The sequence below is a fragment of the Ruminococcus callidus ATCC 27760 genome, assembly GCF_000468015.1.
Classification (GTDB): domain Bacteria; phylum Bacillota; class Clostridia; order Oscillospirales; family Ruminococcaceae; genus Ruminococcus_C; species Ruminococcus_C callidus.
On record NZ_KI260389.1, the window covers coordinates 52984 to 66205 of the forward strand.

The 13222-nt window shown below is 38.8% G+C and carries 14 protein-coding genes; all 14 read right to left on the reverse strand.

Annotated features, from left to right (window positions below; translation table 11 throughout):
- Positions 1-3: 3 nt before the first annotated feature.
- Positions 4-282, reverse strand: coding sequence for a hypothetical protein (locus RUMCAL_RS06810; RefSeq protein ID WP_021681927.1), 279 nt, complete (start codon positions 280-282; stop codon positions 4-6).
- 19 nt (positions 283-301) lie between these two features.
- A complete protein-coding gene (locus RUMCAL_RS06815; protein ID WP_021681928.1) occupies positions 302-514 on the reverse strand; it encodes a hypothetical protein in 213 nt (70 codons plus the stop codon).
- 6 nt (positions 515-520) lie between these two features.
- Positions 521-2326, reverse strand: coding sequence for a DEAD/DEAH box helicase (locus tag RUMCAL_RS06820; RefSeq protein WP_040647349.1), 1806 nt, complete (start codon positions 2324-2326; stop codon positions 521-523).
- Between the two features lie 126 nt (positions 2327-2452).
- Positions 2453-3481, reverse strand: a complete 1029-nt coding sequence (locus tag RUMCAL_RS14570) for a peptidoglycan recognition protein family protein (protein ID WP_021681930.1) — start codon at positions 3479-3481, stop codon at positions 2453-2455.
- Between the two features lie 111 nt (positions 3482-3592).
- Positions 3593-4045: a hypothetical protein gene (locus tag RUMCAL_RS06830; RefSeq protein ID WP_021681932.1), complete on the reverse strand. Its 453-nt coding sequence runs from the start codon at positions 4043-4045 to the stop codon at positions 3593-3595.
- Positions 4046-4442: 397 nt separating this feature from the next.
- The gene (locus RUMCAL_RS06840; RefSeq protein ID WP_040647351.1) at positions 4443-5381 is read right to left on the reverse strand and encodes a hypothetical protein; all 939 of its coding nucleotides are present in this window, start codon (positions 5379-5381) and stop codon (positions 4443-4445) included.
- Positions 5382-5477: 96 nt separating this feature from the next.
- Positions 5478-5819, reverse strand: a complete 342-nt coding sequence (locus RUMCAL_RS06845; RefSeq protein WP_021681935.1) for a hypothetical protein — start codon at positions 5817-5819, stop codon at positions 5478-5480.
- A 23-nt stretch (positions 5820-5842) separates the two neighbouring features.
- Positions 5843-6553, reverse strand: a complete 711-nt coding sequence (locus RUMCAL_RS06850) for a hypothetical protein (protein ID WP_021681936.1) — start codon at positions 6551-6553, stop codon at positions 5843-5845.
- Between the two features lie 50 nt (positions 6554-6603).
- The gene (locus RUMCAL_RS06855) at positions 6604-6996 is read right to left on the reverse strand and encodes a hypothetical protein (RefSeq protein WP_021681937.1); all 393 of its coding nucleotides are present in this window, start codon (positions 6994-6996) and stop codon (positions 6604-6606) included.
- Positions 6997-7043: 47 nt separating this feature from the next.
- Positions 7044-8480 carry a hypothetical protein gene (locus RUMCAL_RS06860; RefSeq protein ID WP_021681938.1) on the reverse strand — a complete coding sequence of 479 codons (1437 nt, stop codon included), beginning with the start codon at positions 8478-8480 and terminating at the stop codon, positions 7044-7046.
- Between the two features lie 34 nt (positions 8481-8514).
- Complete coding sequence (locus RUMCAL_RS06865) at positions 8515-9906, reverse strand: hypothetical protein (protein WP_169725995.1); 1392 nt, start codon at positions 9904-9906, stop codon at positions 8515-8517.
- Positions 9907-9917: 11 nt separating this feature from the next.
- Complete coding sequence (locus RUMCAL_RS06870) at positions 9918-10256, reverse strand: hypothetical protein (protein ID WP_021681940.1); 339 nt, start codon at positions 10254-10256, stop codon at positions 9918-9920.
- Positions 10257-11654: a hypothetical protein gene (locus RUMCAL_RS15455; RefSeq protein ID WP_156902459.1), complete on the reverse strand. Its 1398-nt coding sequence runs from the start codon at positions 11652-11654 to the stop codon at positions 10257-10259.
- A 15-nt stretch (positions 11655-11669) separates the two neighbouring features.
- Positions 11670-13196 carry a hypothetical protein gene (locus RUMCAL_RS06880; RefSeq protein WP_040647355.1) on the reverse strand — a complete coding sequence of 509 codons (1527 nt, stop codon included), beginning with the start codon at positions 13194-13196 and terminating at the stop codon, positions 11670-11672.
- Positions 13197-13222: the final 26 nt, after the last annotated feature.

A 13222-nucleotide genomic window follows, 5' to 3' on the forward strand; every position in this document is an offset into this window, starting at 1 on the left:
GCCTCAAAGCTGAATTCCGGTATCTTCTTCAAAAATTTCGTAAATAGCATCTTCTAATACAAGATAGGGTGTAGAACCGTATTTACTTGCGTCCTTTCCGTAATTCAGATCATCTGCAAGATCCATAATGTCACCATATGCTTCATTAGAAATGCTGACATTATAGTCATTCTCCAGATCTTCGATGAGTTTGTCAGCAAAATTCTTTCGTTTTACTACTTCGTTAATATTATAACTATTAGAATTAGATGCGAACACTCTTTTATGTCTGTAAATCTTCATAATAATATCTCCTATTCTATTACTTCAAAATTTGACTGGATACCTGCTCTATATGATTTTCAATTGCATCACTAAGACTTAAAGCAATAGACAATGCAGCCTTAGAAGAATCACCACCAGTCCGGCTTAGCTTGTCTAAGCCATCCATGATGTAATTAAAATCGTCTTTTAGACCATCTAAGCTTTCTTCCAGTGCAGATGGTTCTTCAGCGGCTTTAATATATCGGTACACTATAAATCACCTACCATGACCAACCAGCATATCAAACAATTCCGGATTGTTTCGGATATCCAATCCATTGTCTACAATATAACTGGACATATCTTGCTTGTTCTTCAAAATATTGTTGACAACTTCGTCGATGGTATCTTTTACAATAACCGTGTAGATATTTACGGATTTTGTAGTACCAATACGATACACTCTATCCTCTGCTTGATGCTTTGTTGCAGGATTCCATGGATCATCATAAAAGATAACATTGTTTGCAGATGTCAGTGTGTGGTTTACCCCTAATGCACCAATTGTACCAAGCATCACCTTGTACTCTGGATTGTTCAAAAATACAGTTTTATGCTTCTGCCTGGATTCTTCAGGCATCGTACCAGTAAAGCAGCACACTTTATATTTTGTAGCTATGAATCTATATAAGGTTTTTAATGGTGCAGTCCAGTTGGAAAATACGACAACTTTTTCTCCACGATCTATGATATCATCAATCAGTTCCATGACTCTTACAAGCTTTGCATTCTTTGATAGATAAGATTTATCAATTGATATGGTATCATCAATAAGTTCTGGACTCCCATTTACTTGTCGAAGCTTTAACATACGTACCAATGGATTTACAGAATGCACAATCTCATCCCTGTCAGACACAAGCTCATTTGTCACTTTTGTATAGAGTTTGCATTGAGCAGGTGTATTTTCAACGTATTCTGTATAATATGTCTTTTCTGGAAGTTCCAAAACGTCGTTTTTTAATCTCCGAAGCATATTACGCTTCAGCATGAGCTTCATTTGCGGTATATTCCGGTATCCTATAATATCATGATCTCCATAACCACCGTACAGACAGAAATGTTGACACCAACTCCAGTAGTCTTTATAGGTATGACCATCAATCAGTTTTAATGGAAGATATACATCTGTTGGTTTATTTACAATTGGTGTACCGGTCATAGGAACCCATTCAGCTGCAATTCCGGTTTTCTTTTTCATATTGAGCAGGCGTTTGCCCTGAATTGATTTTGGGGATGCATTTTTGTGAATTTCGTCAATTGCAATCATTCCGATTTGACCTTGCTGAATCATTTCAATCAGTTGCTGTTCAATTGTGTACACACGACCTTCTCGTGTTCTGAGTGCTTCTATATTCATGATTAAGAAATATGGCAGCTTGGAGCAGGATGCATCGCCGTACATACACCCTGTAGTTAGATCTGAGAGCTTTTCTGCACCACCACCATAAGAGTACCCACCATTGCGTTTCTTTCGTGTACCGAGGATATATGCTGTCTCACAGCCGTTTGTGTGTGTTTCAATATCTTCTTTCCAGGAAAACTTCGCAGTATTCACACAGCATATAATTAAGCAATGCTGATAATGATATGCATCTCTGTGGTATAATGCCATATTTATAATTTCAAGCGTTTTACCTAATCCCATTTCATCAGCAAGTATAAATCCATTCCGTTGACGATGCTTCATATATTTCAGAAAGTCAATTTGGTGTGGATACAAATGACCGCCTGCTCTGACATAATGTGTAATATCAGAAATATCTTCATCTGGAATCTTATCTGTTACCTCAACATGTGCGTTTTCATTTATGTGTTCTCCAGAGTATGTTTGAACCTGAGATTCATATGCAGTTCCCTTAATTTCATTGAGGAATCTTCCTAAGTTGTCTACTGGAATCTCCCATCGTTTTGTTTGTGGGATATAGCGTCTGCCTGGTACGTTTTTCACAAGTTCTATCAATTTTGGATCATATCGAAAGTCTAGTTCATACACATTTCCATTTTGTACTATTTTAATCATAAAAACAACCTCCTGCTCCACACATAATGTATAACGAGTGAAAAACAAAAAAAAATCACCATGCAGGTCAGTGAATGACTTACACAGTGATTTTGTATAAGGAAGGAAAATTTTGCCTAGAAGATGTCAACTAAAATTGTCTGCGGATACAAATCCAGTTACGTATTTCCCAACTGGTGTCTTTCCACAGTTTTCAGCTTTTGTGGTAATACGAAATCTACCAAGACCACACTTGATACCATCATAGATATAATACGTACCAGGGGATAACATAGCTGCCGGAGTAGCAGTAGAATCATTTGCAAATAGCTGTGTTTTCTGCTTTGTCAATTTTACTGCCTGCCCCTTTTTCCAATCATATCGGATTGAAGTCTGAGGTTTCGAACTAGTAGATGCTGTTACATTTTTAGACTTAGCAATCCATGCACCTGGAGAACTCTTTGTCTTTGTAACATTTACTGCCGTAGATGTTTCATTATAGATATAGTAGGTACCAGGTTTTACAGTTACCCTTCTGTTCTTATCAGAAACCGCATCAGAAGCACTTATATAGCCGTATACGCTAGTTACAACATGATATTGCTTACCTGTACTGGTACTTGCTGTAGATGACGCTGAGGGCTTTGTGGACGCTGTAGTTGTACTCTTTGCACCAATCAGTTTATTAACCTCATGACAAATGTAGTTTGCCTTGGACTTGATGTATGGTCCTGGGCAATTTGTATTTGCAAACATCTCGTGAAATGTCAATGTGCCATTCTTTGTACCATCGTAGTACAATTTTGAAATGCCATTTCGCTTGCATACGTCTGCACACCATTTAATGAGCATATTCAGATCTGCGTCAGAGATGGGCCAGTTGCCGCCCTTAGATGAGTTTGCAACTTCGATTGTAACTGCTCTCTGGTCATTCCAAGCACTGGAAGATGTCCACGCACGATTTTTCTCTTCGACTACCAATCCAAGCTTACCGCCGCTCAGAACATAGTTTGCAGACATATCACGACCTACTGTAGCTACATAGTTGAGCAGGTTTTCAAATGAGATGACTCCAGCAGCATGGTGGATTGTGATCTTAGAGATCTTTTCAGTTCGGACATTATACTTTGTAGACAGATGTACTTTGGATACTAATGGACTATTTGTAAATGCCATTACTCATCATCACCTTTTCCGTTGTTTAGTTCAACTTCCATTTCGTCAGATACGGTGTCAACCTGCTCCGACAGACTAGTTTCCGATGTCAGTGTTTCCAAATCCTTTTCATCAGACATTGATCTCATCCCCTAATTCATCGATGTTTACCCAGCCAATAAGCTTGCTGTGAATACCAGCATGGATACAAGCATCTGTAATTCGTACTCGATTGTTGATTGTATCATCAGACCAGATAGCAACTGAGCCCATATAGCGATATGCTGGATTTGTTGCTACACATGATGCATACAGCCGGATGCCATTTTCATTTGTGTAAGTCTTTCCTGCTTTTAAGTCAGATCCAGTTGCAGGTGCTACCGGAACTGGCTTTTCAGGTTCTGTTTCCACAGCAATTTCTGTAGTAGTGGTTGTTGCATTTTCTGAAACAACATGTTCAGCATCTGCTTTCTTACGTCCGCGCTTTGGCTTTTGCTTTGGAGCAGGCTCTGTGATTGTTGTATCAGTAACCTGCTCTGTCATATTAGAAACTTCCAATGTCTCTGTGATTTTATTTTCAGTCATATGAAATGACCACCTTTCCTATGCTTGCAATTTGTACCATAGCATCCTTGTTAAGATGCGTACTCTTGCTTGACGTGGTTTATCCTTTATCTCATTGTATACATATATAAGGTGACGTGCATCTTTGCTGTCATAGTAGGAATCATATACAGCGTCACAAACTGCCTTATCCTCAATAGAACAAAACATATCTCGAATGACAGTAGCTTCATATTCATCTTCAGCATCTCGCCACATCTCACACTCAGGGCTTGTACCATGCACAGCACATGTAATTGCGTCAGAATGTAGCAATTTGTTATTCATATCGTTTGCAAGAGATCTTGCTTCCCTCGCAATTCTGGAAACATCTGCGTACACGTTTTCAGATGATTCCAAATATCTCCGAAACTCTACATCATTCCCAAACGACATTATCATCACCACAATCATCTAGTGTAATGGATTCCCACTTTTCTGCAAGATTATCTAATATAGACTCTACTGGATCTGCACACTCAGATGATACGTTACAACTATAGTATTGCAGTGCTGAAATGTAATCCTGAATTGCTGGATATGCTTGTGTGCACGAAAGGTCTGCTGAATTATATGAGATTGCAGTATCTGTATACTTACTAAGATCATCTAGATCAGCTATCAGCATATCTCTGTAAGTGGTCAAAGTTGCATTATCTGATCCACCAGACCAGATTTCATTCATTACGGCAATCAGAGCAGTTAGTGCACAGCTAGTTACCACACTTAGATCAATATCACACTCAAAATCATCTGTTACATCGATGACGTAATCATCTCCAAGATCTGTAATCTCAAACATTGCAAGATCTTCGGGTATCATGTCAAGAAAAGCATCATCATTCAGCACATTGCACAAATCATCTAGTGTCTGGGCAGGGGTGTAATTGGCATTTATACCAACACACCGAACTGAAATTTCTTTCGCAGACACGATCTTTTGTAGTTTTACCTTCATAGAATGTGCTGATTTTACCTCTTGAAACTCTGCATCAGGGTAAACTTCACGAAGCGTCTTTAATAATTCATCCTGAAAATTCTTTTCTGGGATATTTGTCAGTGTGATTTTCTTCTTACCCTTTGGAATGATTTCCACATCCCATGCACCCTTATGCTTTTCATTTGGTTTCATTGTACACTCTGCTACATCTCCACCAATATGCAGTTTACTGGTAACTTCACCATCTTTACCCTGCTTGACATCTGACATCAAACCAGAATCACAGATCTTATCGATCAGCTTGAAAAATGTTTCTGATAACTGTTTTAGAAACTTAGCAGCATCAGATAAAATACTACAGTTAATTGATTCACTCATAATTGATTCCTCCATATAAACAAAAAAAGCACCTGAACAGGTGTGCATATCCTGCTCAGGTGCCTATTCATTCATATATAAGGTGCAACTGTAAGATTACTTACGACGTGCTACACGCTTAATCTGCCGACCTGCTCTGCGATTAGTAGATGCAGATACGGCTTTCTTCTTACTGGTAATGGTGGTGCAAGACTCTACAGCATCTTCAGTACCCTCTGCCTCGACAACGTAAGAATCCTCACCAATATCGAATGTTACAGATGTATCATCTGCGGTTACATCTACATCTTCGCCAGTAACTTCTGACACCAGATCTGCGACATCTTCTGCCTCAAACAGCAGTTCAGATGCCTCCGGTGCTACGTCAGTATCAGCCATTACTCTGCGACCTTTAACAGCGGACTTTGCCGCTACCTTACGATTCATCTTGATCTTCATAGGAATTGTGCCTCCTGTATATTTTAGTTTAAAACAACTAGATTGCTGCTAATTTGACTCAGTTCATTTCGGATTGTTTCTAGTTCAGTGTTTGCCTCATCTAAAAGCGTTTCACCATCAAGAGTTACGTTTGAACCCTCTACTCGGTATTTTGATCTTGTCCGACCTAATGCTTTTTTCATGTTTGCTTCACTTAACCGGAGCAGGTAATCGATCCATGTTTGGCTTTTTATCTCTGATACATCATGTAATACTGGAATGTATCGGATTGTTACCGCAGGTGGTACTGGATCTTTATGAGCACAATACACAACCTGATTCTGATTATCATAATGCCACTGAAAATCTGTTGCCAGGCAATTTCGTACTTGAGCTAATGCCATCTCTCTCATGATGGGATCAATATTTACAATGTTGCCTTGTCCGACCGGATTATAAACATTGACTGCCGCACCAACTTGAAATACATTACCACTTTCAATGGATGTCAGATTTAAGCCTAGTCTTGGATATGCAGCTTGTACATACTGCACCCTTACCGTTTCTATTCCTACTTTGAGCAGGTCTATTCTTGGAGAATATGGGACTGTTTTCTCAACCGGAGTTTTCATATACCGTTGCAATTCTCGGAATGCAATGTTTACTGCTTCCTCTACTTGAAGTCCCTCTACATTTTTATTAGCTGGGAATCCCAGCATAAATGACACCTGAGATACAACCTCTTGCATTGTCATGTTGTAGGACTCCCTTCACTAATAAAACTTGATCATTTTATATGAGATTATTATTCCTTACTGGTTGCCGCTTCTTTTTCTTTCACTTCTACGGTAAAGCCCTGATTCTTCAGAGCCGCACCAGCTTCCATGTACCAGAATGCTTCCATGTAGCTTTCTACAGTGAACTCTACTTCCTTAGCACCCTTAGCGTTATCCTTACCAACAACAGCCAGCTTGAACTGTGCAAGCGGTACTGGGTACGGGAATCCAGTAGTTGCATATGGTTCCATCAGATCAATGAAACCAAATCCAGTTACATGCGTATCATATACGGTACCCTTATATGCCGGAGTATCTATGTAAGCGTTTGTTGGTGCAAATGTCGGACAGATCGGAGATGCAAACTTAATTGCTTCCGGATTTGCCGGACCAGTGTATGTGATCTTGACTGTATATGCCATTTCTATATCACCTCATGTGTTATTTTCTGTTTTCTGTATTGGTCTGATTAATAAGTACCAACAATTCTACCACTAGCAATAGTAGCCGGATTTACGATTTCCATAGCGTACATTGTAGCGTAACCTTGCTGTACAGATGCGTTTGCCAGACCAATAGCGTCAGTGTTTGTAAACGGCATGTACTCACCAAACAGAGCAGAGTTTCTGCGGATGTCGTTAGACTTGCAGCACATTACCCATTCATTCGGATCATATGTCGGATCTACATAGATTTCAAACTGATCCAGCTTACCAGACTTGTACGGACCTACAGTGTCATCAATAGATGCAGAAGAGAATCCGTTTACCATCCGCAGGTAAGATTCTACGTTAGTACCTACAATCAGACGGTTTGGTCTAGTCAGGTTGGTTCTCTGGTAGATGCTGTTGGATGCTTGATTCAGCTTCAGCTTAAACTGATTGATGTAGTCAGACGGTACAACAGAACCAGACATGACCGGAGAAGCATCCCAATTATATGCAGGATTGTATGCAGCCGCATTCTTCAGCTTCTTGAAACCAGCAGTGTTGATTTCAGCAGTTAGCTCAGAGAATGCTGCGTCCTTGGACATATCGCCAATATTAGCACCATATTCCTGCTGTGCTGCGAATGCACTGTAGATTGACCAGTAGCAAGCCAGCTCGTGTGCGTCTGCTACCAGGTTGATTTCATCCAGATCCAGATAACCCTTAGCCATCTGTGCACCATATTCATCCTGTGCGTTCGGACCTACAGTTTCATTATCATACTGGTAAGTTGCCTTTACGGTGTCACCAGCAGCGATAGTAATCGGAGTTGTGAACTTAATTGCACCAGTGCTGTAGTCGATAGAACCCTTAGATGCACCCTCGCTGTCTAGGATAGAACCTGCTCCGTCATCGGTATACTCAGTGGTTACGCCTACTAGATTGGTAGAAATTGTTACAGAGTTCGGAAGTACCGGAAGATATGCCAGAGTACCAGTTGTGAAAGAACCAGTTGCAGACTCTACAATTTCGTTCTTTACTACTCGACCAGTGAAGTTCGGATCAAATCCCTGTTTGTTTACAAACGGAGTAGACAGAATAGAACCTCTCTGAGTTTCACCCTTGGTGTTCTCTGCTACAAACTTGAAATACGGGATCAGCTGCTGACGAGATTTCATTGCTACAGAACCGAATACATCCAGTACAAGCAACTGCTGTACGAACATCGGCAGGAGCTCCATGAAATCTGGACGAGCTGCAATGTTAGAGGTGTTTGTTGCACCCATAATGGATGTACGCTTACCCATACGATTGTAGTTTGCCATGATCTGCTGTGCGAATGCTCTACGCTGTGGATCTAGCTTTGCCATTGTTGCATTTCGAGTTGCACCTTGTTTTGTGCGTGCATTTGCAGTAATGCTTGTACCAGCGGTGATCTTACGCTGTGCTGGTGTCTTATGTGTTGCCTTAATAGTCATGTATTATCTCACTCCTATAATTGGAATATTGGAATTACATTGTTACAAGATCATTTGTTTCGTAGTCGTCTGTATCATCACATTCATCAATGATATACAATGGCTCTACCATATCTGCGGTTGCCATGTTTGATGTGCTTGTAGCACTATTTACCATTTTCTGTAAATCGTCTACAGTTGTGCTTGCTGTGATACTAAGACTACCTGGATTTACACCTAATGCAGAAGCATATATATCTGCATATGCTGCTTGGAATGACTGCAAAGTTTGCTTACAAGTACGAAGTTCAGAACGTAGCTTTCGATTTGTTTCATCAAGGTTTGATGTGCGTGTCTCTAAGTCTGTACTAGCTGTGACGGTTTCACGCATTTGTGACTTTAGACTTGCAATGATCTTTTGCTTTTCTTGAAGTTCGTCTGCACTCGCTTCAACCCTCTGTTTATATATAAGGTTTTTCTTTTTCACGTCAGATAACTGTGTCTTAATTCGTTTATTTTCTTTTTGCAGTGCTGTATAGTCTGACTGCTCAGATTTGAGCTGTCCCATAATATCGCACATCTGACTGCTTGTAATTCGTTTTAATGTTCTGATCTTTCTGCTTGCAGAGATTGTCTCTTTTGCATGATTGTGCATCATCTTATCTTTTTCCTGAGACAGTGTCTTTGTAGACTCCATAAGGCGAATGCATAAATCTGTCATTGCTTGAATCTTTTCTTTTGCAAATTCAGGATCTATATCTGATGTGGTTTCTGTAGATGCAGTAAGCTTATCCTTTTGTGTTTGAAGCATTTTATATGTATCAGATTGTTTTGCAAATTGAGATTGAATTACGTCAATTGCAGTACTGGATGTGATTGCAGAAATGTTATCCCGAACCACCTTGCAGACAGATTGATACTTCTTTCGGTCATCTGTATTTGTAGATGCTGCAATTGCTGTAAACTTTGGGATTGATTCCGGATATGCTGGGAAAGATACTAAGTCATATCCACGGAATACAAATGTTTCAGGATCTACAGAGTTATCGACAATATCCCCTGCTCCACGAATGGAAATGCCAAACTTTACTCCAGCGTCAATAAACGTCTTTACAATTTGTCCTACAGGTGTACCTACCAGGTTAAATTCACCATAGACTTTTCCGTTATCATCAATGGACATATCGGTCATGACGATACATCCGTTTTTGAAATCCATGCAGTTTGGATCTTCTGGGTGTCCTAGAAATCCAATGAACCATCCATTTTCAATACCCTGTTTATAATCATCAGACTCTAAGACAGTATGGATTACTTCATCAGTAATATCTAAGCCGTTGTTATTTGTAATTCTTGCATCTAATACTTCTCCAGAATATGTTCCGATTATCGTAGTAGGGATGCCTGTATCTGCATTTACAGATTTATTTTTTATTTGTACGTTCACGCTGAAATCCCTCATTTCTTTAGAACTTTGTTTGTTAGTCGAACTAATCCGCCGACAAGTAGTGTCTTTGCAAATTCCTTTATTATTCCGGATTCGATTGGTTCTAGGCTGTCGTCAGAATTAGATAAGGTTTCACAAGTGGAATCTGCAATGTCAGATACTTCTTGTACAACGTCAGTTTTTACTTGAATCTGATCTGCATGGTTTGAATTGATGTTATAGACGGAATCTCCGATTACAATTTGTATATTGTTATCGTCCTCATGTAGTTCCAATGGATAAGGTCCTAATTCATCTATCTGAGAAAGAAAATCTAACAGTGCAGGTGTAGTGAATACAATTTCATCCATTTATGAATCCACCTCTTTCAGAGTATATGTGATTTTCATAGTCTTATCGGATGTTTTGGTGATTGGTGTTTCTAGGTTGTTTATTGTTGCTAGGTAGTTTGATAAAATGTTATAATATGATTTACCGTTTATATTGGGATCCCCGGCTAAGTATCCGAGCTTACATTTAGATATTGGTATTGGTTTACTACTCATTGTGCTATACGTTTCTACAGCACATAATTTATTTAGCTCTGTATCAAATACCGCATTATGATAGTCAGATACAGAAGACTCTAGGACATAGTATATTTTACCGGATTTAATTATGCGTGGATACAAAATATAAGTGTTAATTTGCTCGATTGTATCATAGGCTTCTCCGTTTATTGCATTGTCATCTAACTTAAACCAGCAAACTCGTCTAGCATAATAGGTTTTGGCTACAAGGTCAAATGCATAGAAACGCCCCAAATAGATACATCCAGTAACCAAACTAATATTTGAATTAAACGGATTTTTAACTTCATAGGATTTTATGATTTCACATGTATGTATATCTACATTGTAAATTTGAAGTGTATCCCCAGAACGTAACGTTGAACTATCACGGGATTTATTACAATATAGCCACAAGGTTTCAGACTCCGGATCAAACCACTTATATATATAACTATTTGGAAATGATATGTTTAAAGTTTTCATAGCCGTAGGAGAAGAACTATAAGAATTATTTAAGTTAGAATCAAATATGCTTATACTTGAAGCATATAGTTTTCGCACTATTATCTGTATGCTAGATGGACTAGTAGCTTTTATAGAATATGAAACATCAGACGTTAGGTCCGCATAAAATGTACATTCGCTAGATCCAACATACGCACTATCTTTATCAAATCTGGGAAAAACTGTACCAATGTTATAGAACAGCGAACCATACGATGTATTTGTTCCAGACGTATCTGAATTATTGAAAAATCCATATCCACCGTTTTGTGATGTTAAACACACACTAGAAATCGTACCATTTCCTTGAGATGTCTTAAAATCATATACAAATTTTGCTGTCTTAGTTGTACTAGAAATACTAGTTTCTAAAAGGTTACAGTCACCTCTGACTTTATTAGTCCCTGAATTCAAAGTGTTATATACACCGCATGCGGTTAAGGTTGTTCCAGCAGGTGCAAATAGTGTGTTTTTATCTTCTGGTATTGTTTTGTCAAAGCACAATAAGCCACCACAGTATTTTTTAACTAATGGATCACTACCACTCAAAAATATGTCAGAAGAAGTCCAATACCCGATCGGTCTGAATATCTCAGACAGTGCATTTGTGACAATGTTGTGTTTCTCATAGACTTCTGTATTGTTTGTTTCTACATCAGTCAATTCTATTTTTGTATAGCCTTTTAATGCCATAATTTACATCACCTACTATTCGTCTTTTAGTTCAAAATCTACAGAACCAGATATGCCGTTTACTGTCATCGATCTGGACGGAATATTGATAATTGATACAGTGTCTCCTATTCCAGATAATGTCGGACTATCGAATCCTGCAAATATAATCTCGTCGATACATGGATTTATGTTCATTTTTCTGTTTCCATCAAATGTAATCGGTTTCATCCCGGATTCCGTAACTCTGATTTCACCAGACCAGTCCGTGATTGCATTGATCTGGGCAGACAGTTTTCGTACTGGAACAGACAATGTACAATTTACAGGTGTGAGTATCACTTTCAAATTGTTCTTTATGATGTCATACTTATATAAGGGCTGTGCTAGATTTAATATCTGAGAACCGTTTGTTAGAGTTTGTTCCGCTTCCCATGTGGTTAAATAAGAATCATTCAGAACGTACTTTACTTTTATTTTTGGATTTGAGCCAGTAACCAGTATATCTGCAAGTATGATTGCCTGAAATGCAGTTTGTACATAGATTGCATTATCTGATTCTGGCAACGTGAAATCAATATCACATATGGTTGTTTCAGATTGTATATCCAATGGAATTGCATTCGACTGAGAATAATATCGAATATCTTTCGTTTTGATATTTGTCAAATTCAAATCCAGCTTGCCGGATGGATTATATCCAGTAAGTTGTTTGATTGCACCAAGTTGTATTTTCCAGATAACCTGGACAACTTGATTTTTCTTGACTTTCAAGATTTGATGTTTCAGAAGTTCACGATTGTATGCAGCTTGTGCAGGTGTTACATCAGAATTGGATTTCATAATCCAGTTTTCTTCATTTGGTGGTACAATTCGATACCCTGCCAGAAGTCCATTACTTTCACTGTCATTCCAATCAGGACATGTCCACAAACCGCATTCTGTGATGAACACATAGTCTTTTCCTGGTTCTCGAAACTGCTCTAATGCTCCTGTTGAAATCATTGCGCTAAAAACTACATCGAGTGTTTCTGCCAACTCTGCTGTTACTTCTGGAACAACTTGACGGTATGATATTTCAGCTCTTGGAAATGTATTGGAAATCAATTCGCATCGAACTGTTTTTGGTGTTTCATCATCTAATGTATCACGATCTGAAAACACTGGACCTAATCCCAGATATGCACGGTGATTATTTTGATTTGGATCATACCCGTCTGCGCCATATCCAGGGACTTGTTCCATGTACTCTGTAAATCGTTTTTCTTCTGTTCCACCAGTTACACCAATTCCGGCAGGTAATCCGTCAGCGTCTTCCTCTTGGTTTATCAATCCCATAGTTCCCAAAGATATGTATCTTGGGATGAAATGGTTCAGCATATATGCTCCCTGATTTAAAATACCATCACCAATCAGATAATGAGCTAAACCTGTCAGCATTGTATTTGTTGCTTGATTATGTCCAACATGTTCAGATACAACTTTATGAGATCCAGCTTCTAAAACTCGAATTGTGACATTGTTCTTAACTCCGGTGTCTTTTAAGATTTGTGTTATGTCCAATCTGAATCTCACCTACCATTTCTGTA

Bases quoted from the DNA above. Each gene is read 5' to 3' on its own strand.
- RUMCAL_RS06810 (WP_021681927.1), bottom strand. From the start codon at position 282: ATGAAGATTTACAGACATAAAAGAGTGTTCGCATCTAATTCTAATAGT.
- RUMCAL_RS06820 (WP_040647349.1), bottom strand. From the start codon at position 2,326: ATGATTAAAATAGTACAAAATGGAAATGTGTATGAACTAGACTTTCGA.
- RUMCAL_RS14570 (WP_021681930.1), bottom strand. From the start codon at position 3,481: ATGGCATTTACAAATAGTCCATTAGTATCCAAAGTACATCTGTCTACA.
- RUMCAL_RS06830 (WP_021681932.1), bottom strand. From the start codon at position 4,045: ATGACTGAAAATAAAATCACAGAGACATTGGAAGTTTCTAATATGACA.
- RUMCAL_RS06840 (WP_040647351.1), bottom strand. From the start codon at position 5,381: ATGAGTGAATCAATTAACTGTAGTATTTTATCTGATGCTGCTAAGTTT.
- RUMCAL_RS06845 (WP_021681935.1), bottom strand. From the start codon at position 5,819: ATGAAGATCAAGATGAATCGTAAGGTAGCGGCAAAGTCCGCTGTTAAA.
- RUMCAL_RS06850 (WP_021681936.1), bottom strand. From the start codon at position 6,553: ATGACAATGCAAGAGGTTGTATCTCAGGTGTCATTTATGCTGGGATTC.
- RUMCAL_RS06855 (WP_021681937.1), bottom strand. From the start codon at position 6,996: ATGGCATATACAGTCAAGATCACATACACTGGTCCGGCAAATCCGGAA.
- RUMCAL_RS06860 (WP_021681938.1), bottom strand. From the start codon at position 8,480: ATGACTATTAAGGCAACACATAAGACACCAGCACAGCGTAAGATCACC.
- RUMCAL_RS06870 (WP_021681940.1), bottom strand. From the start codon at position 10,256: ATGGATGAAATTGTATTCACTACACCTGCACTGTTAGATTTTCTTTCT.
- RUMCAL_RS15455 (WP_156902459.1), bottom strand. From the start codon at position 11,654: ATGGCATTAAAAGGCTATACAAAAATAGAATTGACTGATGTAGAAACA.